Here is a 25,894-nt window from a genome sequence, read left to right as displayed (position 1 = left end):
CAGACGTGCGGGGCGCCCGTCGCAGGTGGTGATCGGCACCGACCCCGCTCAGCTTGAGGACGGGACCCGCGCGAGCAGCTCGCCGTGCAGCATGCCCAGCCAGCCGTCGTCGGCCGCGGCCCACCGCTGCCAGGCCGCCGCGACCTCGGCGAGGTCCTCCGCGGTGGCCACCCCGTACGCGACGGCCTGCTCGGCGAAGGCCGAGGCGGTGGCCCGGCCGGCCCACGAGTCGCCCCACCAGCGGCGCTCGGCGTCGGAGGCGTAGCAGTAGGTGGACGCCGACGCGGTCAGGTCGCGCAGCCCGGCGGCGTGCGCCCAGGCCCGCAGCCGGCGACCGGCGTCGGGCTCGGCGGTGTTGTGCCGGGCCACGCGGTGGTAGAGGTCCAGCCAGCGGGCCAGGCCGTCGTCGGCGGGGAACCAGGTGGTGGCGGCGTAGTCGACGTCCCGGACGGCGACCAGCCCGCCGGGCCGGCACACCCGGGCCATCTCGCGCAGCGCGGCGACCGGGTCGGTCAGGTGCTGCAGCACCTGGTGGGCGTGCACGACGTCGAACGAGTCGTCGGGCAGGTCCAGGGCGTAGACGTCGCCGACCGCGAACTCGACCGGCACGCCCTCGCGGTCGGCCACGGCGCGGGCCTCCCCCAGCGGCGCCTCGACCACGTCCAGGCCCAGCACCCGCCCCGGGGCCACCCGGCGGGCCAGGTCGACGGTGATCGTGCCCGGCCCGCACCCCACGTCGAGCACGTCGAGCCCGGCCCGCAGGTGCGGCAGCAGGTACCCGGCGGAGTTCCCCGCCGTGCGCCAGCGGTGGGACTGCAGGACGGCGTCGGCGTGCCCGTGCGTGTAGGTGTCCATGCCGGCATCGTGCGCCTCACGTTCCCACGATGTGAACCTGTGTCCCGACCAGTGGGACAGTTGCCCCGAGCAGGTGACCCGTGGTGCGCCGGCTCGCCCGCGTGCGACGATCCCGGCATGTCGCCCGCCACCCGGGCCGTCGTGGGCACCGACCGGCTCGCCGCCCTCCGCGCGGCCACGGCGGGGCTGCAGCCCCCCTTCGCCGTCGTCGACCTCGACGCCTTCGACGCCAACGCCGCGGCGCTGACCGCCCGCGCGGCCCCCGGCACCACCATCCGGCTGGCCAGCAAGTCGGTCCGCTGCCGGGCGCTGACCGACCGGGCGCTGGCCCGGCCCGGGTTCGCCGGGGTGCTGGCCCTCACGCTGCCCGAGGCCACGTGGCTCGCCGCCGACCCCTCCTCCGGCATCGACGACGTCGTCGTCGGCTACCCCAGCGTCGACACCACCGCGATCGCTGCCCTGGCCGCCGACCCGGCGCTGGCCGCGCGGGTGACGCTGATGGTCGACTCGGTCGAGTCCCTCGACGTCGTCGAGGCCGCCGCGGGCCGCTCCCCCGCCGCCCCGGTGAAGGTCTGCCTCGACCTGGACGCCGCGCTCGAGCTGCTGGGCGGGCGGGTGCACCTGGGCCCGCTGCGCTCCCCGGTGCGCACCCCCGCGCAGGCGGTGGCGCTGGCCCGCGCGGTGCTGGCCCGGCCGTGGCTGCACCTCGACGGGCTGATGGCCTACGAGGGCCAGATCGCCGGCACCGCCGACGCCGCCGGGCCCCGCCTGCGCCAGGCCGCCGTGCGGGCGATGCAGCGGGCCTCGGCCCGGGAGCTGGCCGAGCGCCGGGCCGCCGTGGTCGAGGCGGTGTCCGCGCTCGCCCCGCTGCGGTTCGTCAACGGCGGCGGCACCGGCTCGGTCGAGCAGACCTCCGCCGAACCCGCCGTCACCGAGGTGGCCGCCGGCTCGGGGCTCTACGCACCGGCGCTCTTCGACTCCTACCGCCGCTTCCGGGCGCGCCCGGCCGCGTACTTCGTGCAACCCGTGGTGCGCCGGCCCGCCGCCCGGGTGGTGACCGCACTCGGCGGGGGCTGGGTCGCCTCCGGGCCACCCGGACCCGACCGGCAACCGGTCGTGGCGTGGCCGCCCGGGCTCCGGTTCAGCCCGTGGGAGGGCGCCGGCGAGGCCCAGACCCCCCTGCTGGGCAGCCCGGCCGCGCAGGTGCGGCTGGGCCAGCACATCTGGTTCCGGCACGCCAAGGCCGGCGAGCTGTGCGAGCGGGTGGGCGAACTGCACCTCGTGGCCGGCGAGGACCTGGTCGGCGCGGTGCCCACCTACCGCGGCGAGGGGCGAGCGTTCCTCTGACCCGCACCCTCCCCCGGGTCCCTGCGTGGTGCGGCCTCCAGGGTCAGCGCGGCCTCGGCGGCCGGGACGGCGGCGGCGCGGTCGGCGGGCACCAGGCCGATCCGCGTGCGGCGGTCCAGCAGGTCGGCGACCGACCGGGCGCCCTCGGCCCGGACGGCGAACCGCAGCTCCCCCACGGTCTCCGGCCGGCCAGCGACCACCGGGTCGGCGCCCAGGGCGTGCACCTGCGGGGCCTCGGTGCCGTAGCGGGCGACCAGCCGCGGCGGGGCGTCGATGCGGTCGAGCACCCGGCGGGGGGCCGCGCCGACCAGCGGCAGCCGGGCGGTCACCGAGCGCCGCGCGCCCCGGCCCAGCACCCCGACCGCGGCGTCGACGGTCTCCTCGGCCATCGCCCGGTAGGTGGTGAGCTTGCCGCCGACCACGGTGAGCACGGACCCCGACCGGTGCAGCAGGTGCTTGCGCGACAGGTCGGCGGTGGCGTCGCCCGGCCCGGTCCCGGCCGCGGCCGGCAGCACGAGCGGGCGCAGGCCGGCGTAGGCGCCCACCACGTCGGCGCTGCTCAGCGGGTCGGCGAGCACCCGGTTCACCGTGGTCAGCAGCTGCTCGACCTCGGCCGGCGAGGGCTGCGGGTCGTCGTCGGGCACCGGGCCCCCGACCGGTTCGTCCGTGATGCCGAGGAACACCAGACCGGTGTCCTGCGGCAGCGCGAAGACGTACCGCGACCGCGACCCGGGCAGCGGCACGGTGAGCGCGGCGGCCGGGTGGCCCAGCCGCTCGGCCCGGACCACCAGGTGCGAGCCCCGCGACGGCACGAGCCGGATGCCGTCGTCCAGGGCGGCCGACCAGACACCCGCGGCGTTCACCACCACCCCGGCCTCCACCGCCACCCGCCGTCCCCCGACGTCCACGTGCACGGTGCGCCCGTCGACCCCCACCACCGAGGCCCCGGTGAGCACCGAGGCGCCGTACCCGGCCGCGGTGCGGGCCAGGGCGACCACCAGCCGCGCGTCGTCGGCGAGCTGGCCGTCCCAGAACGCGACCCCTCCGCCGCCGGGGGGTACCGCCGGCAGCCATGCGGCCACCTCCGCGGCCGACACCCGCCGCGCCCGCGGGAGCGACCCGCGGCCGCCGCGCACCGACGTCCGCACCCCGTCGCCGAGCACGCCGCCGAGGCCGGCGACGGCGGCGACGTCCCACCCGGCGACCGCCGGCACGCAGAACGGCAGCGGGCGCACCAGGTGCGGCGCCGTCACCCCCATGAGAACGGCGCGCTCGCGGGCCGACTCGCGGGCCAGGCCGATCTCCCCGTGGGCCAGGTAGCGCAGCCCGCCGTGCACCAGCTTCGAGGACCACCGGCTGGTGCCCGCGGCGAGGTCGGCGCGCTCGCACAGCAGCACCGACAAGCCGCGGGCCGCGGCGTCGAGGGCCACGCCCGCGCCGGTCACCCCGCCCCCGACCACGAGGACGTCGACGGCGGCGCCGAGCCGGTCGAGGTCGCGGTCGCGTCGCGCGGCGTCCAGCCGCATCCCGTCCACGGGGCCCACCCTGCCCCAGGCATGGGAGCCCATGCACCCGGCCACGGCGCCCATCACCAGGTGCACGGGCTCCCATGCCCGGGACGGAGGGACGCACGGGCAGACTGGGGCGGTGGCCGAGCAACCCGAACTCACCGTCCAGGGCTGGGGTCCCCCCGGCACCCGCGTGGCGCACGTGGCCGAGGGCGGCTCGCTCGAGCTGACCGCCGACGCGGCGCTCAAGCGGACGCTGCCCAAGCCCGCCCGCAAGCACCTGGCCCGCGAGCTGGGCTGGACCCCGCGGCACACCCCGCCGGTGCCGGTCGAGCAGATCGAGCTGCCCCCGGGCCGCTTGCCGGGGCCGGTCCGCGCGGAACTGGTCGCCCTGCTGGGGGTCGAGAACGTGCGCGACGACCGGGAGTCGCGGCTGCGGCGCACCGGCGGCAAGAGCTACCTGGACCTGGTGCGACGCCGCTCGGGCGACGCCTCCGACGCCCCCGACGCGGTGCTGACCCCGGCCGACACCGCGCAGACCGCGGCGCTGCTGGAGCTGTGCAGCCGGCACGGGGTGGTCGTGGTCCCGTTCGGCGGCGGCACCAGCGCCGTCGGCGGGCTGTCGGGCACCGACGTCGACGACCGCCCGGTCGTGGTGGTCGACCTGTCCCGGATGGCCGGGCTGGTGTCGGTCGACGTCCCCAGCTCGCTGGTCACCGCCGGACCGGGCATGCGCGGCCCGGCCCTGGAGGACGCCCTCGCCGAGCACGACCTCACGCTGGGCCACCTGCCGCAGAGCTGGGAGTTCGCCACCCTCGGCGGCTACGCGGCCACCCGCAGCGCCGGGCAGGCCTCCACCGGGGTGGGGCGGTTCGACGACCTGGTCGAGGGCCTGACCCTGGCCACCCCGACCGGGGTGCTGCAGCTGGGGCACGCCCCGGCGTCGGCCGCCGGCCCCGACCTGCTCGGCCTGGCGGTCGGTTCCGAGGGCACCCTCGGCGTCATCACCGAGGTCACCCTCCGGGTGCGACCCCGGCCGCGCACCGAGCAGTACGAGGGCTGGTCGTTCCGGAGCTGGGCGGCGGGCCTGGCCGCGCTGCAGCGGCTGGCCCGGCACGACCTGCTGCCCGACGTCGTGCGGCTCAGCGACCCCGACGAGACCCGGGCGAACCTGCTGCTCTCCGGCGGTGCGGGGGCCCGGGCGCTGCGCGGTGCGCTGCGCAGCCGGGGCCACGGGGCGGGCTGCCTGCTCGTGGTGGGCTGGCAGGGCCTGCCCACGATCGTGCGGGCCCGCCAGCGGGCGGCCACCTCGCTGCTGCGGGAGGACGGCGGCAAGCGGGCCGGCACCCGGGTGGGCGAGGCGTGGGAGCGGCACCGGTTCGCCGGCCCCTACCTGCGCGACCGGCTGCTCGACCACGGCCTGCTGGTGGAGACCCTGGAGACCGCGGCGACCTGGTCGGCGCTGCCGGCGGTGTACGACGCCACCCGTCGCGCCCTGCGCGAGGCGCTCGCGACGCCGGGGAGGAAGCCGCTGGTCATGACGCACGTGTCGCACGGCTACGCCACCGGCGCCTCGCTGTACCTCACCGTGCTCGCCGACCGGGACGACGACCTGCCGCTGCAGCAGTGGCTCACCGCGAAGCGGGCGGCCACCGACGCCCTGCTCGCGGCCGGGGGCACCCTGACCCACCACCACGCGGTGGGGGCCGACCACCGGCCGTGGCTGGACCGCGAGGTCGGCGCGCGGGGGGTCGACGTGCTGCGCGCGGTCAAGGCGACCCTGGACCCCGAGGGCATCTGCAACCCGGGCGTGCTGCTGCCCTCCTGAACACCGGCGTGTCGGGTTTGCCGCCCCGGCACCGGGGACATCCAGCCAGGCATGACCGAGGCCGTTGAACCCACAGCGCTCGACCACGGCTCCATCACCCTCGCCGAGGGCGGCGCACTGCTCGTCCTGGACGGGGAGATCGACAAGGACGTCGTGCGGCACTTCCGGGTGACCGTGCGGCCGGCGGACTGGCCGGCCCGGGTCGACGCCCGCGGGGTGACGTTCATGAGCTCGGCCGGTCTGGAGCTGATGGTGCACCTGGCCCGCAAGCAGAAGCGGGCCGGCGGCGAGCTCGAACTGGTCGAGCCGCCGACCTCGCTGCGGCTGCTGCTCAACCAGACGGGGCTCAGCCGGGTGTTCCGCTCGGTGCCGGCCCCCGCCTGACCGGTCTCAGGGCCGCCGGGAGCCACGCAGCCCTGCCCCGGCGGCACCGCGCACCCGCGAGGTCGCCCACCAGACCACGAGCGCGAGGCCCACGGCGGCGGCCGCCACCGCGAACACCACCTGCGCGCCCCCGGCACCGGCGCCGGCCAGGAGCACGCCCGCCCCCCACGCCCCCACCACCAGCCCGAGGTTGCGGGCCAGCAGGAGCACCGCCGACAGCTGCCCGCGATCCTGTGCCGCCGCGTCGAGCAGCACCGCCGTGGTGCACCCCGCCTGCACCAGCGCGTACCCCGGGGTGAGGACCAGCAGCGCCCCCGCGTAGCCCGCCGGGCCCCAGGCGACCGGCACCACCGCGAGCCCGGTCGCCCCGGCGAGGGCCAGCACGAGCCCGAGCGATGCGGACCGCACCGGCCCGACCCGGTCCACCAGCCGGCCCGCCGGCACCCCGGACAGCATCGAGCCCACCGGGCCGAGGGACATGACCAGGCCGGTGGCCGCGCTGCCCAGGCCGAGTGCGCCGAGCTGGTAGGGCCCCGCCACGAGCGTCGTCATCATGACCGCGCCGATCAGCAGGACCACGGCGCTGCCCCCGAGGACGGCGGGGGCAGGCAGCTGGGTCGCCGGCCGCGACCGTGCCCGCCTCGGCGGGTCCCCGCCGGGTGCCGACCGGACCGGGCGCAGCAGCAGGAGGACCAGCACCCCGAGGGGGAGGCCGACGGCGAGGGCCGCCCGCCACCCCGCCGCCTGCGTCGCCAGCCCCCCGAGCGAGGGCCCGACAGCGGTGCCGATCGCCGAGGCCGACCCCAGCAGACCCATGGTGCGCCCGACCCCGGACGCTGCTGCGAGGTCCCGGCCCAGGGCCACGGCCAGCACCATCATCGCCGCCGCTCCGGCCCCCTGGGCGGAGCGCGCCGCGACCAGGGCGCCCCACGAGGGCGCCACGACGCAGGCCACCGTCCCGACGAGGTGGACGACGGTCCCGAGCCGCACGACCCGGAGCCGGCCCCAGCGGTCACCGGCCCACCCCGCCGGGAGCACCAGCACGAAGACGGCCACCAGGTAGGCGGTCAGCACCCACTGCGCCCGGTCCGTCCCCACCCCGAGCGCGGGCCCGATCGACGGGACCGCCACCGTGACGCTGCTCGTGCCCAGGGATGCGGTGACGACCGCGAGCACCAGGCCCACCACGGCTCGGGTGCTCCGCCGCCGCGACCTCCGACCGGTTCCCGTCTCCATGCCGGCCACCGTGGCCGGTGGCGCGCACGTGCGGAAGGCGCATCGTCGTCAACGGACCTGTGCACCGGACGCACACACGGCCATGCTCGAGCCGTGACCCTCCCCGACCTCAACCTGCTGCCGGTGCTGCACGCCCTGCTGGAGGAGCGCAACGTGACCCGCGCCGGGCGGCGCCTGCACTTGAGCCCCAGCGCGACCAGTCGCGCCCTGGCGCGGCTGCGGCGGACCACCGGGGACCCCCTGCTGGTCCCGGAGGGGCGGACGATGGTCCTCACCCCGCACGCCGCCCTGCTGCGGGCCCGGGTGGCCGACGCGCTCCCCGACGTCCTGGGGCTGCTGCGTCCAGCTCCGCAGCTGGACCTGGCGAGCCTCGAGCGCACCTTCGTGCTGCGGTGCGGCGACGGCTTCGTCGAGACGTTCGGGGCGGACCTCGTGGCGCTGCTCGGCCGGGACGCGCCCGCGGTGCGGCTGCGCTTCCTGGCCAGGACCGGCCGGGACCTCACCGCACTCCGGGACGAGGTGGACCTCGAGACCTGCGTGTTCGACGGCCCGCCGCCACCGGGGGTGCGCCACGAGCCGCTGTTCGGCGACCGTTTCGTCGTGGCGCTCCGCGAGCAGCACCCCCTGGCGTCCGCGCCCGGCCCCCTGACCGCCGAGCAGTACGCCGGCGCCGGGCACGTGCACGTCGCGCGCCACGGACCCCGGCACGGCGTGGTCGACGACGCGTTGCTCGCCGCCGGGCTCCGGCGCCGCGTCGTGACCGCCGTCGAGGGCTTCGGCGCCGGACTGGCCCTGGCCCGCAGCACCGACCTGGTCGTCACCGTGCCCGACCGGCACACCGCTGGGCTGCGTGCCGGGCTGCGCACGCTGGAGGTGCCGGTGGACCTGCCCGCGCTCACCGTGAGCCTGGCCTGGCACCTGCGCCAGGACGCCGACCCGGCGCACCGCTGGTTGCGCTCGTGCGTGTCGGCGGTCGCCGGCGGGCCGCCGGCCGCGGCGGCCCCGTGACCGGTCACCCCCGGGCGACGTCCTCCGCGAGCGCCACCAGGTCGCCGAGCACCACCGCGACCACCCGCCGCTGGGCGACGTCGGGGCGCACGAGCGCGTCCACCTGCCGGCCGGCGCGCACCCCGGTCAGGGGCACCAGCCGCACGCCGGGGTGACCGCCGGAGCTGTAGCGGGGCAGCAGCGCGACGCCGTGGCCCGCGGCCACGAGGGCCTCCACCACGTGGAAGTCGTTGATCCGCTGCACCACCCGGGGGGTCGCACCCGACCGTGCGGCGACATCGGCGAGCACGCGCGCCACCGGGAAGCCCTCCCGGACCGCGATCCAGTCGGCGCCGGCCAGGTCCCCGGGGTCGAGCGCGGCCCGGCCGGCCAGCGGGGAGGACGCCGGGACCGCGACGTCCAACGGCTCGCGCAGCAGGGGGACGACGGCGACGCCCTCACCCCAACCCGGCCCGCCCTCGGCCGGCCGGTGCGCCACCACCACGTCGTGCCGGTCGGTGAGCGCGGCGAAGGCGTCCTGGGCGACGTCCTCGTCGGCGCACTCCACCGTGATCCCGCCGATGGCCCCGACCCGGGTGAGCAGGTCGGGCAGCAGCATCCAGGCCGCGCTCTGGAAGGCCGAGACCCGCACCGTGCCGGTGGGTGAGCCGGCCCAGGCCGCGCACGCCGCGCGGGCCCGCTCGAGGGCGACCGCGACGTCGACGGCGGCGTCGGCCAGCGCCTGGCCGGCCGCGGTGAGCCGCAGCCCGCGGCCCACCCGCTCGGTGAGCGGCACCCCGGCGTCGCGGGCGAGCGCGGCCAGCTGCTGGGACACCGCCGACGGGGTGAGGTGCAGGACGGCGGCGGCAGCGGTCACCCCGCCCTGGCTGCGCACCGCCCGCAGCGTCTCCAGCGCCCGCACATCCATGAAGCGAAGCTACAACGATGGTCCACCAATCGGAGATGGTGCTGAACGGTGGCGCGCCGCAGGGTGGAGCCCGTGAGCACCCGTGACCGTCTGCTGGCCTGCCTCGTCGCCGTCTGCTGGGGGCTCAACTTCGTCGCCATCCACCTGGCGCTGGAGCAGTTCCCGCCGTTCTTCCTGGTGGCGCTGCGGTTCGCGGTGATCGCCGTCCCGACGGTCCTGCTGGTGCCGCGGCCGGGCGTGCCGTGGCGGTGGGTCCTCGGCTACGGGGTGGGGTTCGGCATCCTGCAGTTCGTCTTCCTCTACCTGGCGATGGCCGTGGGGATGCCGACCGGGCTGGCCTCGCTGGTGCTGCAGTCCTCGGCGCCGTTCACGGTGCTGCTGGCCGGGGTGCTGCTGCGCGAGCGGTTGACCGCCCGCCAGGGCCTGGGCACGGCGGTGGCCATCACGGGGTTGGCCGGCATCGCCGTGCACCGCGCCGACGTGGACGGCGGGGCCCTGCTGCTGCCGGTGCTGCTCACGATGTGCGGCGGCCTGGGCTGGGCGCTGGGCAACCTGGCCACCCGGCAGGCACGTGCCCCGCACCCGTTGCGCCTCACGCTGTGGATGTCGGTGGTGCCGCCCCTGCCGATGCTGGGGGTCTCGCTGCTGGTCGAGGGGCCTGCGCGGATCGGGGAGGCGTTCACCGACCTCGGCTCGACGACCGGGCTGCTGGCCCTGGCCGGGCTGGCCTACACCGTGCTGGTCGGCACCCTGCTCGGCTCCGGGCTGTGGGCGGCGCTCATGAGCCGCAACCCCTCGTCGTCGGTGGCCCCGTTCTCGATGCTCGTGCCCGTGGCCGGCATCGCGGCCGCCTGGGTGCTGCTGGCCGAGCCCCCCTCGACGACGGAGCTGGCCTGGGGCGCACTCGTGGTCGCCGGGGTGCTGGTGGGGTCAGCGCGGCCGGCGGCCCACCGGCGGCAGCCTCGCGGCCACGCTGCGGGCCAGGAACCCGCCGATGACCGCCGCGAGGACGCCGACGAGCACCACGAAGCCGACCCCGACCTGCTCGGCGCCCAGCGCGGCTAGGGCGAACAGGCACAGCGCGGCGACGAGCGCGGCCAGCCCCAGACCGAGGACCACCACGAACCAGGCTGGCTGTCGCTGCTCGTCCACCACAGGGCACAGTCTGCCCATGAGCTCCCCCCTGGTCACCAGCGAGGTCGGCCGGTTGCGCACCGTGGTGCTGCACCGGCCGGGCGCCGAGCTGCGCCGGTTGACCCCGCGCAACAACGACGAGCTGCTCTTCGACGGCGTGCCCTGGGTCGCCCGGGCCCAGGAGGAGCACGACGCCTTCGCCGAGGCGCTGACCGGTCGCGGGGTCGAGGTGCTGTACGTCGACCGGCTGCTCACCGAGGTGCTCGAGGTGCCGGCGGCCCGCGAGCAGCTGGTCGCGGCCGCGGTCGACGACCCGCGCATCGGGGAGACCCTGCAGCGGGCCTGCGTGGACCACCTGGGCGGCCTGGCGTCGGCCGACCTGGCGGCCGCGCTCATCGGCGGGGTGGCCCACGACGAGCTGCCCGGGGCCCGCGGGCTGGCCTACGAGTTGATGGACACCGGCGACTTCGTGGTGCGCCCGCTGCCGAACCTGCTGTTCACCCGCGACTCCAGCGTGTGGGTGGGCGACCAGGTCGCGGTCACCTCGCTGGCGATGCCGGCCCGGCACCGGGAGTCCACCATCACCGGGGCGGTCTACGACCACCACCCGCGGTTCGGCGGTCCACAACGCCTGTACGACCCCACGCTGGAGCACCTGGAGGGCGGCGACGTGCTCGCCCTGGCGCCCGGGGTGCTCGCGGTCGGCGTCGGCGAGCGCACCACGGCCGGCGGGGCCGAGCGGCTGGCCCGGCGGGTGTTCGCCCGCGGGCTGGCGCACACGGTGCTCGTGGTGCCGATCACGCAGGAGCGGGCGACCATGCACCTGGACACCATCGCCACGATGGTCGACGTCGACGCGATGGTCATGTACCCGGCGGTGGCCGGCAGCCTGGCGGCGTGGACGGTGCGCTCGGGGGACGACCCGGACCAGGGCGACCTGCGCATCACCGGACCGCACCCCTTCCTCACCGCCGCTGCGGCGGCCATGGGCATCGACCGACTGCGGTTGATCGACACCGGCCTGGACCCGGTGACCGCCGAGCGGGAGCAGTGGGACGACGGCAACAACACCCTGTGCATCGGCCCCCGGCTGGCCGTGGCCTACGAGCGCAACACGGTGACGAACAAGGCGCTGGAGGCAGCCGGGATCGAGGTGGTGGCGATCGCCGGTGATCAGCTGGGCAGCGGCCGGGGTGGACCACGGTGCATGAGCTGCCCCGTGGTGCGTGACCCTGCGTAGGGGTCGACAGGTCGATCTGTCGAGGAATCTGCCCGGTTCAGCGGTCATGTTGGTTTCCGGAACCATTTCGACCATTCGACTGGAGTGACGCTCCGTGACGGTCGAAGCCGTGGTCGCGTCCGGACACCCCGGCCGCCACCCGCTCTCGACCCTCGGAGGACCCATGTCCGGATCGACCCCCACCGCGCCGCTCAGCGACCGCCGGCCCCTGCAGTGGTGGTACGACCGGCCGGTCCGCGTCAAGGTGCTCGCGGTGGTCTGCCTCGGCGCCCTGGTGTCCGTCGTCGTCGGCGTCCTGGGGCTGCTCGCGGCCGGCCGCAGCGCCGAGGACACCCAGACGCTGTACCGCGAGAACCTGCTCCGCGTGGCCGCGGCCGGGGACATGCGCGCCGCGCTGACCGACGTCCGCATCGCCACCCGCGACGCCCTCATCGCCGCCACCCCGGCCGACGGGCAGACCGTGCTCGACGGCATCGCCGACCTGCAGACCGACTTCGACACCGCGGTCACCGACTACACCGGCGCCGGCCTGGCGGACGAGCGCGCCGACCTGCTCACCGACGCCCACGACTCCTTCGACGCCTACGTGTCGGCCGTGCAGACCACCTTGGGCCCGCTCGCGCTCGCCGGGGACGACGCCGGCTGGCGCGCGGCCAACGACGCCGTGGCCAAGCCGCTCGTGACCCGGGCCGAGGGCGACATCGACGCCCTGCGCGAGCTGGAGCGCGCCTCCGGCGCCCAGGCCGCGACCACCGCCCAGGAGGCCTACCGCACCGACCGCCTGCTGGTCATCGGCGTGATCGCGGCGGGCGCCGTGCTCGCCCTCGCCGCCGGGGCATGGGTGGCCGCGGGCCTCAACCGCGGCGTCCGCTGCGTGCAGGACGTGGCCGAGGCCCTGGCCGCCGGCGACCTCACCCGGGCGAGCGCCTTCGGCACCCGGTGCGAGCTCGGCAAGATGAGCGCGGCCCTCGACGGCGCCGTCGTGAGCATCCGCGAGGTGATGACGGCGGTGGCCGGCTCGGCCGACGCGGTCGCCGCCTCCTCGGAGGAGCTGTCGGCGTCCAGCGCGCAGATCTCGGCCGCGGCCGGCGAGACCTCGAGCCAGACGTCCCTGGTCGCCTCGGCCGCCGACGAGGTGTCCCGGTCGGTGGCCACGGTGTCCGCCGGTGCCGAGGAGATGAGCGCCGCCATCCGGGAGATCGCCCAGTCCTCGGCCGAGGCCGCGCGGGTGGCGGCCGAGGCGGTGGGCGAGGCCGAGGCCACCAACGCCACGATCACCAAGCTGGGCGTCTCCTCGAAGGAGATCGGCGACGTCGTCAAGGTCATCACCAGCATCGCCGAGCAGACCAACCTGCTCGCCCTCAACGCGACCATCGAGGCGGCCCGAGCGGGTGAGGCCGGCAAGGGCTTCGCCGTGGTGGCCAACGAGGTCAAGGAGCTGGCCCAGGAGACCGCCCGGGCCACCGAGGACATCGCCCGCCGGGTGGAGGCCATCCAGGCCGACACCAGCGGCGCCACCGAGGCCATCGGACGGATCAGCACCGTGATCGCCGAGATCAACGACCACCAGCTGACCATCGCCTCGGCCGTCGAGGAGCAGACCGCCACCACCAACGAGATGTCCCGCTCGGTCGCCGAGGCCGCCGGTGGCACCACCGAGATCGCCGCCAACATCGGTGGGGTCTCGGCCGCGGCAGCCTCCACCACCCAGGCGCTGGCGCAGACCGGGCTGGCCGTCGACGAGCTGGCCCGCATGGCCAGCGAGATGCGCGCGGCGGTCAGCCGCTTCACCCGCTGACACCCCGGGGGTCCGCTCTCAGCGGGCGGAGCGGACCCCCCGGGCCACCAGCGCGGGCGAGCTGAACACCCCGTCGGGGTCCAGCTCGTCGAACAGCGCCCGGGCCTCGGCCAGCCGGGGGACGACGCCGCCCAGGTCGCGCACCGTGTGCGCCTTGCCCCAGTGCGGCCGGGCCCCGAAGGGCGCCAGCACCTGCTCCAGCACCGGGATGGCGGCCCGGGCCCCGGCCGTGCGCCGCCAGGTGGTGTGGACGGCGAGGGAGTCCCGGCCGTGCGCCATGGACAGCCACAGGTCGTCGGCGGCCACCGTGCGCAGCTCCCCGACCACGAAGTGGTCGCGGATCCGGTCGCCGATGCCGGTCACGGCCGCCACCACCGCCGCCGCGTCGGCCAGGTCCACGAAGAACTCCGACTGGATCTCGTCGCCGTTGCTGGGGACCGAGTCGAGGCGGAAGTGCGGCAGCCGCTCGTGCCACGGCCCGGGGAGTCCGCCCTGCGGGGTCACGTTGCCCACGATCTCGTCGGTGATCCGGTCCCGGCTGACCGGGTCGCGGGGCACGCCGGCCACCTCGTCGGGGACGTCGGCCGGCAGCCGCGTCTTCACCCAGACGTCGGCCCGCCCGTCCCACCGGGTGAACCCGCTCACGCTGGTGCCCGCACCGAGCGCCGCGGGCAGGTCGGCCACGGCGACCCCGCGGTAGACGTCCTGCCGGACCTCGTACGCCGGCTCGGTCGCCAGCACCAGCTCGGTGACCACGCCGACGGCGCCCAGCGACACCGCCTGCGCATCGACGTCGGCGCCCGAGACCGTGCGCAGCTCGCCGTCGGGACCGACCACCGTCACGGCCCGGACGGCGGTGGCCAGCGCGCCGAGCCGGTGACCGGACCCGTGGGTACCCGTGGCCACCGCACCGCCGACCGAGATGTGCGGCAGCGAGCCCAGGTTGTGCAGCGCACGCCCGTTCCGGTGCAGCTCGCGGGCCAGCTCGCCGAACCGCGTGCCCGCGGTGACCGCCACGGTGCCGTCGGCCCGGACCTCGACCCGGTCGGGCAGGGCGGTGAGGTCGAGCAGCACGCCGGGCGAGTCGGCCAGCCCGTTGAACGTGTGCCGGGTACCCAGCGCGCGCACCGCGCGCGCGTCGTGCACCACCTTCTGCACGTGCGCAACGTCGCGGGGGCGGACCACGGGTGCGGTGTAGGTGTACGTCCCGGCCCAGTCCTGCTCCACGCCACCACCGTAGTCATCCCCCGCTCCCGGTACGCACGTACCGTTTTTCCGGTACGGTCGTACCGATTCGAACGAGAGGGGGCCGTCGTGGCCTGGGTGCTGGTGGTCGTCGCCGGTCTGTTCGAGACCGCGTTCGCGGTGTCGCTGAAGAACTCGGAGGGGTTCAGCCGGCACTGGTGGACGGCGTCCTTCCTCGTCTGCGCCGGTGTCAGCTTCACCCTGCTGAACACCGCGCTGCGCGACCTGCCGGTGGGCACCGCCTACGCCGTGTGGACCGGCATCGGGGCCGCGGGCACCGCGATCATCGGCATGTGGCTGCTCGGCGACCCGGTCGGCACGGTGCGCATCCTCTCGATCGTGCTCATCGTGGCCGGGGTCATCGGGCTCAACCTGGCGCCCTCGTCGGCCCACGGGTGACCACCCCGAAGGGCGAGGCCCGCCGCGCCGCGCTCGTGGCGGCCGCGGCCGCCCTGCTCGCCGCGCACGGCCCCGACGCCGTCTCCCACCGCGCGGTGGCCGCGGCCGCCGGCCTCCCGCTGGCGGCCACCACCTACTACTTCCGCGACCTGGCCGAGCTGCTCGTGGCTGCGGTCGACCGCGTCGGCGAGGAGGAGACGGCGGCCGCCCGCGCCGCCGTCGACGCCGCGCCCCCGGGCCGGCGCAGCACCCGGGAGACCGCTGCCCTGCTGGCCGACGTGCTGCTCGGGGCCGACCGCCGCAGCGATGCGCAGGTGCAGGCGTTCTACGAGCGGTGGCTGGCCGGTGGGCGGCACCCTGCGCTGCGCCCGGTGCTGCGGCGCACGCGGGCCCGCCTCGACGAGCTGGTCGACGAGGTGGTCGAGCGGGGTGGCCACCGCGCGGTGCCGGCGGCCCGTCTCGTCGCCCTGGCCGACGGCAGCGCGCTGGCGGCCCTGGTCGAGGGCGGCGGTGGCGCCCGGGGCGCGCTGGAGGACGCCGTCGCCGACCTGCTGAGCCGGCGCCGTCGGTGGTGATCCGCACCGCCGCGTAAACGGTGGTTACGCGGTCGGGTGCGGGGGTAGGTCGTGCGCTGTCGTTCAGCCCAGAGCGCCAGGAGGCACGCCATGACCACGGCACCCACCCGCCCGAGCAGCACCGCCGCGCACTCGCGGCCACGCCTGCACGAGGACGTCGCCGAGACCCCCACCGCCCGCCGGGTGAAGCACGTGCACCGGCTCGGTGCGCTGACCGTCGCGGCCGTCCTGGCCGTGTTCGGCCTGCTGGGCTTCGTCGGCGGGTTGGACTACTTCTCCACCGACGGTGGCCAGGTGGCGGGGTTGTCCTCCAACGGGCTGCTGTCCACCGTCTCGCTGCTCACCGCGGCCGTGCTCGTGGCCGGTGCGGCGAAGGGCGGCCGGGTCGCCGGCATCGTGATGACCGGTGTGGGCACGGCCTTCCTGCTGTCGGCCTTCTGGCACCTGTTCGTGCTCAACACCCAGCTCAACGTGCTGGCCTTCGCGATGGCCAACGTCGTCTTCTCCATCGTCGTCGGGCTGCTGCTGCTCACCTTGGGCCTCTACGGCCGGGTGAGCGGCAACCTGCCCGAGGACAACCCCTACCGGGCCAACCTGGAGGCGGGCCTGCAGCCGCCGCAGGAGGAGCCGGACCTCCCCGCCCGCACCCCGCAGGAGCGCATGGCCGAGGCCGCCATCCGGGAGGCCGAGATCGCCGTGGCCGAGCACCGCGCCACGGCAGCTCAGCTGGCCGGTGTCGAGGCGATGCGTGGCGAGCGCACCAAGACCGGCCGCCGCCGCATCTGGATGGAGCTCACCACGCACTGACCTCCGTCCCGATGATCACGGACCTGGGTCGTCCAGCACCCGGCGCGTCGCGCGCACAGGTCCGTGATCATCGGAGGGTGGCGGCTACAGGCCCTGTGCCAGGCGGTGGTAGGCCGCCGACCAGCGCAGCTCCTTGGCCAGGCTGCGCCGGGTCGTGTCGGCGTCGATGACCACCAGCTCGACGCCGAACACGTCGGCCAGGTCGGTCAGCTCGGCTGCGGCCAGCTGGGTGGTCAGCACGGTGTGGTGCGGCCCGCCGGCGGTCAGCCAGCCCTCGGTGGAGGTGGCGAAGTCCGGCCGGGGCTCCCAGACCGCGCGCGCGACGGGCAGGTTGGGCAGCGGCTCCGACGGCGGCACGACGTCCACCTCGTTGGCCACCCAGCGGAACCGCTCGCCCAGGTCGGCCCAGCCGACGACGACGCCCTCGGCCGGGGCTGCGGAGAAGACCAGGCGGGCCGGGTCCTCCTTGCCGCCGATGCCGAGCGGGTGGACCTCGAGCGAGGGCTGCTCGCCGGCGATGGTGGGGCAGACCTCGAGCATGTGGGCGCCGAGGATCTTGGGCGTCTCGCTGGCGAGGTCGTAGGTGTAGTCCTCCATGAACGAGGTGCCACCCGGCAGGCCACGGCCGGCGGTCTTGAGCACCCGCAGCAGGGCCGAGGTCTTCCAGTCGCCCTCGCCGCCGAAGCCGTAGCCGTCGGCCATGAGCCGCTGGACGGCGAGGCCCGGCAGCTGGCGCAGGGCGCCGAGGTCCTCGAAGTTGGTGGTGAAGGCGCCGAAGCCGCCCTCGGTGAGGAACCGGCGGAGAGCGACCTCGAGGCGGGCCTGGTAGCGCACCGACCCGTGCCGGTCACCGCCCGGGCGCAGGTCGTCGGCGACGGCGTAGAGGTCGAGGTACTCGGCGACCACCGCGTCGACCTCGGCGTCGGCGACGTCGTCGACCACGGCGACCAGGTCGTTCACGCCGTAGGTGTTGACCGACACCCCGAAGCGCAGCTGCGCCTCGACCTTGTCGCCCTCGGTGACCGCGACGTTGCGCATGTTGTCGCCGAACCGGGCCAGGTGCAGCGAACGCGCCTCGGCGGCGGCCACGGCCGCCCGGGCCCAGCCGCCGACCCGCGCCTGCACGGCCGGGTTGCTCGCGTGCCCGGCCACGGTGGTGCGGGGCACCCGCAGCCGGGTGAGGGCGTAGCCGTACTCGCGGTCGCCGTGGGCGGCCTGGTTGAGGTTCATGAAGTCCATGTCGATCGTCGCCCACGGCAGGGCGGCGTCGGCCTGGGTGTGCAGGTGCAGCAGCGGCTTGCGCAGCGCGTCGAGCCCGGCGATCCACATCTTGGCCGGGCTGAAGGTGTGCATCCAGGTGATGACGCCGACGCAAGCGTCGGTCTCGTTGGCCTCGCCCATCGCCCGGCGGATCGCGGCGGGCTCCTTGAGCACGGGCTTCCAGACCACCCGGACCGGCACCGCAGCCGCCCCGTCGAGGGTCTCGGCGACCCGCTGCGACTGCTCGGCGACCTGCTGCAGGGTCTCCGGCCCGTAGAGGTCCTGGCTGCCGGTGAGGAACCAGATCTCCTGGCCGGGGAACGGGGACTCGCTGGTCATCTCGGTGCTCACTTCTGTCCGTAGACGTTCTGGTAGCGCTCGTACAGCGCGTCGATGTCGGCCTGGGCGATCGGCACGGGCTCGCCCAGCTGTCGGGAGATGTGCACGGTGCGGGCGACGTCCTCGGCCATGACGGCGGCCTTGACCGCGGCCCGGGCGCTCTTCCCGATGGTGAAGACGCCGTGGTTCTGCATGAACACCGCCGGGGAACGGTGGCCGGACAGCGTCTCGACGATGCCGCGGCCGATCGAGTCGTCGCCGATCAGGGCGAACGGCCCGATGGGGATGGGGCCGCCGAACTCGTCGGCCATCGCGGTGAGCACGCACGGCACGGGCTCGGCCCGGGCGGCCCAGGCGGCGGCGTAGGTGCTGTGCGTGTGCACCTGGCCGTTGACATCGGGCATGTTCCGGTAGACGTAGGCGTGCGCGTCGGTGTCGCTGGAGGGTGCCCGGACCCCGTCGACGGCGGTGCCGTCGAGGGTGCAGACCGTGATGCCCTCCCAGGTCAGCCCGTTGTAGTCCACGCCACTGCCCTTGATGACGAAGAGGTCCTCGCCCGGCACCCGCTCGCTGACGTTGCCGGCGGTCCAGGTGACCAGGGCGTTGCTGACCAGCAGGCCGTGCAGCGCGGCGACGTGCTCGCGCTGCTCGCGGTGGGTGCCCCGCTCCTCGGACGCGGCCTGCCGCACGGTCAACCGCGCGGACGTGGGGGCGGGGGTGTCACACGCCGAGCACATCGGACTGCTCCTCGATCGCGGGGGCCTCGACCTCGGGGGCGACCGGGGTCGAGGTGGTGGGGGCGCCGCCGGCCCGGCGGGCGGCGACGTCGCGGCGCAGCGCGCGCAGCCGGTGCAGGACGTCGTTGCCCCCGCCCGGCTGGTCCTCGCCGCGGCCGAAGAAGTCGTGCAACCGCCGGTACTCGGCGAACAGCACGTCGTAGCGGTCGGCCCGCTCGTCGTCGGGGGTGTAGACCCCGCGCAGCACCTTGCCCATGGCCCGCGAGGCGGCCGGGACGTCGGGGTGCGCGCCGGCGGCGACGGCCGCGTGGATGGCCGAGCCCAGCGCCGGGCCCTGCTCGGAGTCGATGGTCGACAGCGGACGGCGGCAGACGTCGGCGTAGAGCTGCATGAGGAAGGTGTTCTTCAGCAGCCCGCCGGCCACCACCAGCTCGGTGACCGGCACGCCCGACCCCTCGAAGGCCTCGATGATCGTGCGGGTGCCGAAGGCGGTGGCCTCCAGCAGCGCCCGGTAGGTGTCCTCGGGGCGGGTGGCGAGCGTCTGGCCCAGCACCACGCCGGACAGCTCGGCGTCGACCAGCACCGACCGGTTGCCGTTGTGCCAGTCCAGCGCCACGAGGCCGTGCTCGCCGACCTCTTGCCCTGCTGCGAGCTCGGTGAGCAGCTGGTGCACGCTGATGCCGCGCTCGCCGGCGGCCTGCACGTAGGCCGGGGGCACGGAGGTGTCGACGAACCAGCCGAAGATGTCGCCGACGCCGCTCTGCCCGGCCTCGTAGCCGTAGCGCCCGGCGGTGATGCCGCCCTCGACCACCCCGCACATGCCGGGGACGTCGGCGAGGGTCTCGCCGTTCATCACGTGGCACGTCGAGGTGCCCATGATCGCGACCATCTGGCCGGGCTCGATGGCCTGCGCGGCCGGGGCGGTGACGTGGGCGTCGACGTTGCCGACGGCGACCGCGATGCCCTCGGGCAGGCCGGTCCACTGCGCCGCCTGCCGGGTCAGCCCGCCGGCCCGCTCCCCCAGCTCGCCGATGCGGTGGTCGAGCTTGTCCTCGACGAAGCCGGCGAAGTCGGGGTTCAACGCGGCCAGGTACTCCCGCGACGGGTAGGCGCCGTCCTGCCGGATGCCCTTGTAGCCGGCCGTGCAGGCGTTGCGCACGTACTCCCCGCACAGCTGCCACACGATCCAGTCGGCGGCCTCGACCCAGTGGTCCATGGCCGCGTAGACCTCGGGGTCCTCCTCCAGCAGCTGCAGGCCCTTGGCGAACTCCCACTCGCTGGAGATCAGCCCGCCGTAGCGCGGCAGCCACGACTCGCCCCGCTCGGCGGCCAGGGCGTTGATCCGGTCGGCGTGCGGCTGGGCGGCGTGGTGCTTCCACAGCTTGACGTAGGCGTGCTTGCGGTCGGCGAACTCCGGGAGCTCGCACAGCGGCGTGCCGTCGGCGGTCGTGGGCACCATCGTGCAGGCGGTGAAGTCGGTGGCGATGCCCACCACGTCGGCGGGGTCGACACCCGACGCCCGCACCGCCGCGGGCACCGCGGTGCGCAGCACGGCGACGTAGTCGGCCGGCACCTGCAGCGCCCAGTCCGGCGGGAGGAGCTCACCGGTGCCGGGCAGCTCCCGGTCGACCACGGCGTGCGGGTACGGGTGCGTGGCGCTGGCCAGCTCGGCACCGTCGGAGACCCGGACGACGACCGCCCGGCCCGACAGGGTGCCGTAGTCGACGCCGACCACGTACTGCTCGCTCATGCCATCCTCCAGGACCGTCCCGCACCGGCCGGTTGACCGGCCGGGATCGATACATGTTAGCGCTAACAACAGTGGTTGGGAACACAGCGGACCCCGGCGGTCTCAGCCGCGGGGCGGCGCCGTGGATGCCCGGACGAGCAGCTGCGGCTCGACCAGGTCGGGGCAGGCGTCGGCGCCGGCCAACCGGGCCAGCACGAGCTCCACCCCCCGCCGACCCAGCTCGGCGAAGTCCTGCCGCACCGTGGTGAGCGGCGGGCTGAAGTAGGGCGCCTCGGGCACGTCGTCGAAGCCGACGACGCTGACGTCGCCGGGCACGGCGAGACCCCGCTCGCGCAGCGCCACCATCAACCCGAGCGCCATCTGGTCGTTGGCCACGAACACCGCCGTCACCGGCTCGCCGGACCGGATGCGGTCGGCCAGCAGCAGTCCGACCTCGTACCCGGAAGCCGGCCACCAGTCGCCGTGCCACAGGTCCCCGTGCGGGGCGCCGGCCTCGGTCAGCGCCTGCCGCCACCCGCTCACCCGGCGCACCGACTCCACCGAGTTCACCGGGCCCGACAGGTGGTGCACCGTGGTGTGCCCCAGCTCGAGCAGGTGCCGCACCGCCAGGCGGGCGCCGGCCTCCTGACCGACGGTGACCGTGGGTCCCAGCCCCTCGCCACCCATCTGCACGGCCACCACGGGCACCTGGGGTTCGAGCACCTCGAGGGCCTCGACGGCCCGCAGGTCGGCGATGTGCATGACCACGGCGTCGACCGCCTGGGCGACGAACCGGTCGACGGCCTCCTGGATCGCGGCCGTGTCGGCCGAGTCCAGGATGGTGACCACCAAGGAGTAGCCGGCCGCCCGCGCGGCCTGCTCGAGGCCGATCATCGTCTGGGCCGGCCCGTACTGGTTGACGTCGACCGTGACCAGCCCGATGGTGCGCGACGAGCCGGTCACCAGTGCTCGCGCCGCGGCGTTGGGCCGGTAGCCCAGCTCCTCGATGGCCCGCTGCACACGGGCGCGGGTGGAGGGCGCCACGTTGGGGTGCTCGTTCACCACCCGGGACACCGTCTGGTGCGACACCCCCGCCCGGGCGGCGACGTCGCTCATCACCAGCGGGCGGGCCGGGGCGACTCCGGTCGTGTCGGTCGACACCGTCGGCTCCTCCCCGGCCCCCGCCTCAGCGGCCGGAGCCGGCCCGCCGCTTGTTGTAGACGTCGAAGGCGACGGCCAGCAGCAGCACCAGGCCCTTGACCACCGACTGGAGCGACTGGTCGACGCCGATGATCGTCATGCCGTTGGTCATGACGGCCATGATCAGGCCGCCGACCATGGCGCCCACGACCGTGCCGACGCCACCGGTCACCGCCGCGCCGCCGATGAAGGCGGCAGCGATGGCGTCGAGCTCGAACATCTGGCCCGCGCTGGGCTGGGCACCGTTGGACCGCGAGGAGTAGACGATGCCGGCGATCGCGGAGAGGAAGCCCATGTTGACGAAGATCCAGAAGTTGACCGCCTTGACCTTGACGCCCGAGAGCGTGGCCGCGGCCAGGTTGCCGCCGATGGCGTAGACCTGGCGACCGAAGACGGTCCGCTTGGTGACCACGCCGTAGACCATGATCAGGACGGCGACGATCACCAGCACGTAGGGCAGGCCGCGCGAGGTGGCCAGCTGCCACGCGAAGGCCATGACCACGAGTGCGACCGCGACGATCTTGGCGATGAACAGGGGGAACGACTCGACCGACTGCTTGTACTTCTGCCGGGTCAGCCGGGTGCGGAACTGGCCGTAGGCGTAGGCGACCACCGCGGCCGCGAAGACGAGGACGGTGAACAGGTCGAAACCGGCCCCGCCCAGCAGTCCGTTGCTGAACCCGGAGGCGATGCGGCCGTACTCGGAGGGGAACGGCGAGAGCGAGACGTTGTTCAGCACCTGCAGGGTCAGGCCGCGGAAGAGCAGCATGCCGGCGAGGGTGACGATGAACGCCGGGATGCCGACGTAGGCGACCCAGAAGCCCTGCCACGCACCGATCAGCAGCCCGACGACCAGGGCGGCGAGCACGCCGACCCACCACGGCATGCCCTGCTTGATCACGAGGACGGCGGACACCGCCCCGGTGATGGCCACCACCGACCCCACCGACAGGTCGATGTGCCCGGCGATGATCACGATGACCATGCCGATGGCCAGGATGAGGATGTAGGAGTACTGCAGGACGATGCTGGTGACGTTGCCCGGCGACAGCAGCCGGCCATCGGTGAGGAAGGCGAACAGCAGCACGATCACCACGAAGGCGATGTAGATGCCGCTGGTCCGCAGGTTGCGGGTGAACAGCCCACGGACGTCACCGGTGCCGGTGCCCTTGGCCACGGCGGGGGCGACGTCCTTCTGGGCGGTGGCGTCCTCCGCCTGGGGCTCCGAGGTGGGGCCGACGCTGCGCGTCATCCGACGAGCTCCTTCTCCTGGGTCATGAGGGTCATGAGGCGTTCCTGGGTGGCGTCGGCGACCGGCACCTGACCGGTGATCCGGCCGGCCGAGAGGGTGTAGACGCGGTCGCAGATGCCGAGCAGCTCGGGCAGCTCGGAGCTGATCACGACGACGGCCTTCCCGGCCGCGACCAGCTTGTTGATGATCGTGTAGATCTCGTACTTGGCGCCGACGTCGATGCCGCGGGTGGGCTCGTCGAGGATCAGCACGTCGGGGTCGGTGAGCAGCCACTTGCTCAGCACGACCTTCTGCTGGTTGCCACCGGAGAGCTTGCCGACGATGGACTTCACGGTCGGCGCCTTGATGTTCATCGAGCGGCGGGCGTCCTCGGCCTCGCGCGCCTCCTCGTTCGCGTCCACGAACCCGCGGCTGGACAGCTTGCCGAGGGCGGCTGCGGAGACGTTGCGCGAGATGTCGTCGATGAGGTTGAGGCCGTACTTCTTGCGGTCCTCGGTGGCGTAGGCGATGCCGGCGTCGATGGCCTCGGCGACGCTGCGCGCCCTGGTCTCCTTGCCGTGGAGGAAGATGCGGCCCTCGACGTACGTGCCGTAGGAGCGGCCGAAGATGCTCATGGCCAGCTCGGTGCGCCCGGCGCCCATGAGCCCTGCGATGCCCACGACCTCCCCGGCCCGGACGTCGAAGCTGGCGTGGTCGACGACGAGGCGGTCCTGGGTGGGGTGCTGCACGGTCCAGTCCTCGACCCGCAGGACCTCCTCGCCCGGGTGCGACTCGCGCTCGGGGTAGTAGGAGTCCAGCGTGCGGCCGACCATGCCGCGGATGATCCGGTCGACGGTCACCGACTCGTCGGCCATGTCGAGGGTCTCGACCGACTGGCCGTCCCGGATGATCGTGGTGTGGTCGGCGATGGCGTCGATCTCGTTCAGCTTGTGCGAGATGATGATCGAGGTCATCCCCTGCGTCTTCAGGCCTCGAATGAGGCCGAGCAGGTGTGCCGAGTCGGTGTCGTTGAGCGCCGCTGTCGGCTCGTCGAGGATGAGCAGCTTGACGTCCTTGGACAGCGCCTTGGCGATCTCGACCAGCTGCTGCTTGCCGACGCCGAGCTGGCCGACCGGCGTGGTCGGGTTCTCGGCCAGCCCGACCTGCCGCAGCAGGTCGGCGGCCTGGGCGTTGGCCAGGTTCCAGTCGATGAGACCGAACCGGCCGCGCTTCTCGCTGCCCAGGAAGATGTTCTCGGCGATCGAGAGGTAGGGCACCAGGGCGAGCTCCTGGTGGATGATCACGATGCCGGCGTGCTCGGAGTCCCGGATGCCGCCGAAGGAGACGACCTGGCCGTCGAAGAGGATCTCGCCCTCGTAGTCACCGGCCGGGTAGACCCCGGACAGCACCTTCATGAGGGTGGACTTGCCGGCGCCGTTCTCCCCGCAGATCGCGTGCACCTCGCCGCGCTCGACCGAGAGCGTCACGTCGGAGAGCGCCTTGACCCCGGGGAAGGTCTTGGTGATGGAGCGCATCTCGAGGATGTGGTCGGCCATGGGACTCCGTCGTCTCGTCTCGATCAGTGGTGCCGTGCGGGTGGTGCCGTGCGGGTGGTGCCGTGGAGCCGGCCGGGCCCGGCAGCGTGCGCTGCCGGACCCGGCCGGGTTCAGGGGTGGGTCAGTCGGCCTGGCCGGACTGGACCTCGGACTCGGTGTAGTAACCGGAGTCCACGAGCACCGACTGGATGTCGTCGGCGAAGACCGTCTCGACCGGGAGCAGGTAGGACGGGACGACCTTCACGCCGTTGTCGTAGGTCTCGGTGTCGTTGGCCTCGGGCTCCTCGTCGTTCAGGATCGCCGTGGCGGCCGCGACGGCCTGCTCGGCCAGCAGGCGGGTGTCCTTGAAGATCGTGGAGCTCTGGACACCCTGGTCGATCAGGGCGACCGAGGCGATCTCGGCGTCCTGGCCGGTGACCACGGGCAGCGGCTGCGGGGTGCTGTCGAGGTTCGGCCCGTAGCCGGCGTTCTGCAGGGCGGTGATGATGCCGCGCGAGATGCCGTCGTAGGGCGAGAGCACGCCGTTGAGCACGGTGCCGCCGCCGTAGTTCGAGGTCAGCAGCGTCTCCATGCGCGACTGCGCGGTCTCCTGCTGCCAGCGCAGCGTGGCGGCCTGCGTGATGTCGGTCTGGCCCGAGGGGACGACGAGCGTGCCGTCGTCGATCAGCGGCTGCAGGACCGACATCGCGCCGTCGAAGAAGAAGAACGCGTTGTTGTCGTCGAGCGAGCCGGCGAACAGCTCGACGTTGAACGGACCGGTGGCCGAGCCGGCCGAACCGTCCTCGTTCTGCAGGCCGAGGCCCACGAGCAGGGCGTTGGCCTGCGCGACACCGACCTCGAAGTTGTCGAACGTGACGTAGAAGTCGACGTTCTCGCTGTCGCGGATGAGGCGGTCGTAGGAGATGACCTCGATGCCCTGCTCCGCGGCGGCCTCGAGCTGCGGGGCCAGCGCGGTGCCGTCGATCGCGGCGATGATGAGGACGTCGACGCCGTCGTTGATCATCTGGTCGACCTGGCGGGACTGGGTCGGGATGTCGTCGCCGGCGAACTGGAGCTCGACGCTGTAGCCGGCGTCCTCGAGCTGCGACTTGACGTTGTCGCCGTCGGCGATCCAACGCTCCGAGGTCTCGGTCGGCATCGCCACGCCGATGCTGAGGTCACTGGGGTCCTGACCGGCCGTGTCGTTGCCGCCCCCACCGGCACCGCTACCGCCGCAGGCGGTCAGACCGATCGCGGCCACCGCGCCGATGGCGCCAAACCTGAGCTTGCTGCTCACTGGAACTCCTTCACGAGACGACTGCCCGCCGGACACATCTCGGCGCTCAGGCCCGCAGCTGTGCGAGCGCTCACATTGTGAACGCTAACAAGTGGGTCTCGTCAAGCCGTTCCCGGCAGCCGGCGGTCACGTTCTCGTAACGAAGCCGACACCTCGTCATGTCTGCCCTTCGGCCCGGATGCGCCCGTTCTGCCGTCCCGATCCCGCTCCACCTGCGGACTCGCTTCCGGCGGGCGAGATCACGGGCCGAACCGGGCGGGTGTCCCCGGGGTCAGCGGCACCTCACCCGAAGGGG

At 74.6% G+C, this 25,894-nt stretch carries 22 protein-coding genes; 10 read left to right on the top strand and 12 right to left on the bottom strand.

The features are described from left to right. Positions 1-48: 48 nt before the first annotated feature. Positions 49-855 (bottom strand): methyltransferase domain-containing protein, encoded by an 807-nt coding sequence (locus tag TEK04_RS14770; protein ID WP_336405111.1) that lies wholly within the window; start codon positions 853-855, stop codon positions 49-51. A gap of 117 nt (positions 856-972) precedes the next feature. Between TEK04_RS14770 and TEK04_RS14765 the strand changes: the two genes are divergently transcribed. Beyond that, positions 973-2,202: an alanine racemase gene (locus TEK04_RS14765; protein WP_336405110.1), complete on the top strand. Its 1,230-nt coding sequence runs from the start codon at positions 973-975 to the stop codon at positions 2,200-2,202. On the opposite strand, the gene TEK04_RS14760 is transcribed toward TEK04_RS14765, so the two are convergent. Beyond that, positions 2,172-3,728, bottom strand: coding sequence for a glycerol-3-phosphate dehydrogenase/oxidase (locus tag TEK04_RS14760; protein ID WP_336405120.1), 1,557 nt, complete (start codon positions 3,726-3,728; stop codon positions 2,172-2,174). The two genes, TEK04_RS14765 and TEK04_RS14760, sit on opposite strands and share 31 nt — an antisense overlap. Before the next feature lie 121 nt (positions 3,729-3,849). Here TEK04_RS14760 and TEK04_RS14755 point away from each other — a divergent pair, with 121 nt between their 5' ends. Together TEK04_RS14755 and TEK04_RS14750 are read left to right on the top strand one after the other, a co-directional pair. After that, positions 3,850-5,538 carry an FAD-binding oxidoreductase gene (locus TEK04_RS14755; protein WP_336405109.1) on the top strand — a complete coding sequence of 563 codons (1,689 nt, stop codon included), beginning with the start codon at positions 3,850-3,852 and terminating at the stop codon, positions 5,536-5,538. Between the two features lie 51 nt (positions 5,539-5,589). Beyond that, a complete protein-coding gene (locus TEK04_RS14750; protein WP_336405108.1) occupies positions 5,590-5,922 on the top strand; it encodes an STAS domain-containing protein in 333 nt (110 codons plus the stop codon). A gap of 6 nt (positions 5,923-5,928) precedes the next feature. Here the strand turns inward: TEK04_RS14750 and TEK04_RS14745 are convergent, their stop codons facing one another. Beyond that, entirely contained in the window at positions 5,929-7,158 is a 1,230-nt protein-coding gene (locus TEK04_RS14745; protein ID WP_336405107.1) for an MFS transporter, read from the bottom strand. Between the two features lie 93 nt (positions 7,159-7,251). On the opposite strand from TEK04_RS14745, the gene TEK04_RS14740 reads away from it, so the two are divergent. Continuing rightward, positions 7,252-8,166, top strand: a complete 915-nt coding sequence (locus TEK04_RS14740; RefSeq protein WP_336405106.1) for a LysR family transcriptional regulator — start codon at positions 7,252-7,254, stop codon at positions 8,164-8,166. A gap of 4 nt (positions 8,167-8,170) precedes the next feature. On the opposite strand, the gene TEK04_RS14735 is transcribed toward TEK04_RS14740, so the two are convergent. Then, on the bottom strand, positions 8,171-9,073 hold the full coding sequence (locus TEK04_RS14735; RefSeq protein WP_336405105.1) for a LysR family transcriptional regulator: 903 nt from the start codon (positions 9,071-9,073) through the stop codon (positions 8,171-8,173). 72 nt (positions 9,074-9,145) lie between these two features. Between TEK04_RS14735 and TEK04_RS14730 the strand changes: the two genes are divergently transcribed. The 3 genes from TEK04_RS14730 to TEK04_RS14720 all read left to right on the top strand — a co-directional run bounded on the left by TEK04_RS14730 (position 9,146) and on the right by TEK04_RS14720 (position 13,245). Then, on the top strand, positions 9,146-10,138 hold the full coding sequence (locus TEK04_RS14730) for an EamA family transporter (RefSeq protein ID WP_336405104.1): 993 nt from the start codon (positions 9,146-9,148) through the stop codon (positions 10,136-10,138). A gap of 106 nt (positions 10,139-10,244) precedes the next feature. Beyond that, the gene (locus TEK04_RS14725; protein ID WP_336405103.1) at positions 10,245-11,447 is read left to right on the top strand and encodes an arginine deiminase; all 1,203 of its coding nucleotides are present in this window, start codon (positions 10,245-10,247) and stop codon (positions 11,445-11,447) included. A gap of 163 nt (positions 11,448-11,610) precedes the next feature. After that, positions 11,611-13,245 (top strand): methyl-accepting chemotaxis protein, encoded by a 1,635-nt coding sequence (locus tag TEK04_RS14720; RefSeq protein ID WP_336405102.1) that lies wholly within the window; start codon positions 11,611-11,613, stop codon positions 13,243-13,245. Between the two features lie 18 nt (positions 13,246-13,263). Here the strand turns inward: TEK04_RS14720 and TEK04_RS14715 are convergent, their stop codons facing one another. Then, a complete protein-coding gene (locus TEK04_RS14715) occupies positions 13,264-14,472 on the bottom strand; it encodes an FAD-binding protein (protein WP_336405101.1) in 1,209 nt (402 codons plus the stop codon). An 87-nt stretch (positions 14,473-14,559) separates the two neighbouring features. Between TEK04_RS14715 and TEK04_RS14710 the strand changes: the two genes are divergently transcribed. The 3 genes from TEK04_RS14710 to TEK04_RS14700 all read left to right on the top strand — a co-directional run bounded on the left by TEK04_RS14710 (position 14,560) and on the right by TEK04_RS14700 (position 16,271). Continuing rightward, positions 14,560-14,889: a DMT family transporter gene (locus tag TEK04_RS14710; RefSeq protein ID WP_336405100.1), complete on the top strand. Its 330-nt coding sequence runs from the start codon at positions 14,560-14,562 to the stop codon at positions 14,887-14,889. Then, positions 14,886-15,464, top strand: a complete 579-nt coding sequence (locus tag TEK04_RS14705; RefSeq protein ID WP_336405099.1) for a TetR/AcrR family transcriptional regulator — start codon at positions 14,886-14,888, stop codon at positions 15,462-15,464. The genes TEK04_RS14710 and TEK04_RS14705 overlap by 4 nt, the downstream gene beginning before the upstream one ends. A gap of 90 nt (positions 15,465-15,554) precedes the next feature. Further along, complete coding sequence (locus TEK04_RS14700) at positions 15,555-16,271, top strand: DUF4383 domain-containing protein (RefSeq protein WP_336405098.1); 717 nt, start codon at positions 15,555-15,557, stop codon at positions 16,269-16,271. Between the two features lie 84 nt (positions 16,272-16,355). On the opposite strand, the gene araA is transcribed toward TEK04_RS14700, so the two are convergent. The 7 genes from araA to chvE form a co-directional block, all read right to left on the bottom strand. Then, positions 16,356-17,882, bottom strand: coding sequence for an L-arabinose isomerase (araA, locus tag TEK04_RS14695; RefSeq protein ID WP_336405097.1), 1,527 nt, complete (start codon positions 17,880-17,882; stop codon positions 16,356-16,358). Then, a complete protein-coding gene (locus TEK04_RS14690) occupies positions 17,879-18,607 on the bottom strand; it encodes an L-ribulose-5-phosphate 4-epimerase (protein WP_336405096.1) in 729 nt (242 codons plus the stop codon). The genes araA and TEK04_RS14690 overlap by 4 nt, the downstream gene beginning before the upstream one ends. Then, positions 18,591-20,357, bottom strand: a complete 1,767-nt coding sequence (araB, locus tag TEK04_RS14685; protein WP_336405095.1) for a ribulokinase — start codon at positions 20,355-20,357, stop codon at positions 18,591-18,593. The genes TEK04_RS14690 and araB overlap by 17 nt, the downstream gene beginning before the upstream one ends. A gap of 102 nt (positions 20,358-20,459) precedes the next feature. Then, positions 20,460-21,497, bottom strand: coding sequence for a LacI family DNA-binding transcriptional regulator (locus tag TEK04_RS14680; RefSeq protein WP_336405094.1), 1,038 nt, complete (start codon positions 21,495-21,497; stop codon positions 20,460-20,462). Positions 21,498-21,522: 25 nt separating this feature from the next. Continuing rightward, positions 21,523-22,788: a multiple monosaccharide ABC transporter permease gene (gene mmsB, locus TEK04_RS14675; protein ID WP_336405093.1), complete on the bottom strand. Its 1,266-nt coding sequence runs from the start codon at positions 22,786-22,788 to the stop codon at positions 21,523-21,525. Then, complete coding sequence (gene mmsA / locus TEK04_RS14670; RefSeq protein ID WP_336405092.1) at positions 22,785-24,323, bottom strand: multiple monosaccharide ABC transporter ATP-binding protein; 1,539 nt, start codon at positions 24,321-24,323, stop codon at positions 22,785-22,787. The genes mmsB and mmsA overlap by 4 nt, the downstream gene beginning before the upstream one ends. 121 nt (positions 24,324-24,444) lie before the next feature. Further along, positions 24,445-25,599: a multiple monosaccharide ABC transporter substrate-binding protein gene (gene chvE, locus TEK04_RS14665; protein ID WP_336405091.1), complete on the bottom strand. Its 1,155-nt coding sequence runs from the start codon at positions 25,597-25,599 to the stop codon at positions 24,445-24,447. Between the last annotated feature and the right edge of the window lie 295 nt (positions 25,600-25,894).

It is taken from the genome of Klenkia sesuvii (genome assembly GCF_037083825.1).
Taxonomy (GTDB): Bacteria; Actinomycetota; Actinomycetes; order Mycobacteriales; family Geodermatophilaceae; genus Klenkia; species Klenkia sesuvii.
The sequence above is the reverse complement of the archived record's forward strand: the minus strand, read 5'-3'. Positions and strand labels throughout refer to the sequence as shown.

Excerpts from the sequence above, each read along its gene's own strand:
- TEK04_RS14770 (WP_336405111.1), bottom strand. The coding sequence starts at position 855 with ATGGACACCTACACGCACGGGCACGCCGACGCCGTCCTGCAGTCCCAC.
- TEK04_RS14765 (WP_336405110.1), top strand. The coding sequence starts at position 973 with ATGTCGCCCGCCACCCGGGCCGTCGTGGGCACCGACCGGCTCGCCGCC.
- TEK04_RS14760 (WP_336405120.1), bottom strand. The coding sequence starts at position 3,728 with ATGCGGCTGGACGCCGCGCGACGCGACCGCGACCTCGACCGGCTCGGC.
- TEK04_RS14750 (WP_336405108.1), top strand. The coding sequence starts at position 5,590 with ATGACCGAGGCCGTTGAACCCACAGCGCTCGACCACGGCTCCATCACC.
- TEK04_RS14745 (WP_336405107.1), bottom strand. The coding sequence starts at position 7,158 with ATGGAGACGGGAACCGGTCGGAGGTCGCGGCGGCGGAGCACCCGAGCC.
- TEK04_RS14735 (WP_336405105.1), bottom strand. The coding sequence starts at position 9,073 with ATGGATGTGCGGGCGCTGGAGACGCTGCGGGCGGTGCGCAGCCAGGGC.
- TEK04_RS14725 (WP_336405103.1), top strand. The coding sequence starts at position 10,245 with ATGAGCTCCCCCCTGGTCACCAGCGAGGTCGGCCGGTTGCGCACCGTG.
- TEK04_RS14720 (WP_336405102.1), top strand. The coding sequence starts at position 11,611 with ATGTCCGGATCGACCCCCACCGCGCCGCTCAGCGACCGCCGGCCCCTG.
- TEK04_RS14700 (WP_336405098.1), top strand. The coding sequence starts at position 15,555 with ATGACCACGGCACCCACCCGCCCGAGCAGCACCGCCGCGCACTCGCGG.
- TEK04_RS14690 (WP_336405096.1), bottom strand. The coding sequence starts at position 18,607 with ATGTGCTCGGCGTGTGACACCCCCGCCCCCACGTCCGCGCGGTTGACC.
- araB (WP_336405095.1), bottom strand. The coding sequence starts at position 20,357 with ATGAGCGAGCAGTACGTGGTCGGCGTCGACTACGGCACCCTGTCGGGC.
- mmsB (WP_336405093.1), bottom strand. The coding sequence starts at position 22,788 with ATGACGCGCAGCGTCGGCCCCACCTCGGAGCCCCAGGCGGAGGACGCC.
- mmsA (WP_336405092.1), bottom strand. The coding sequence starts at position 24,323 with ATGGCCGACCACATCCTCGAGATGCGCTCCATCACCAAGACCTTCCCC.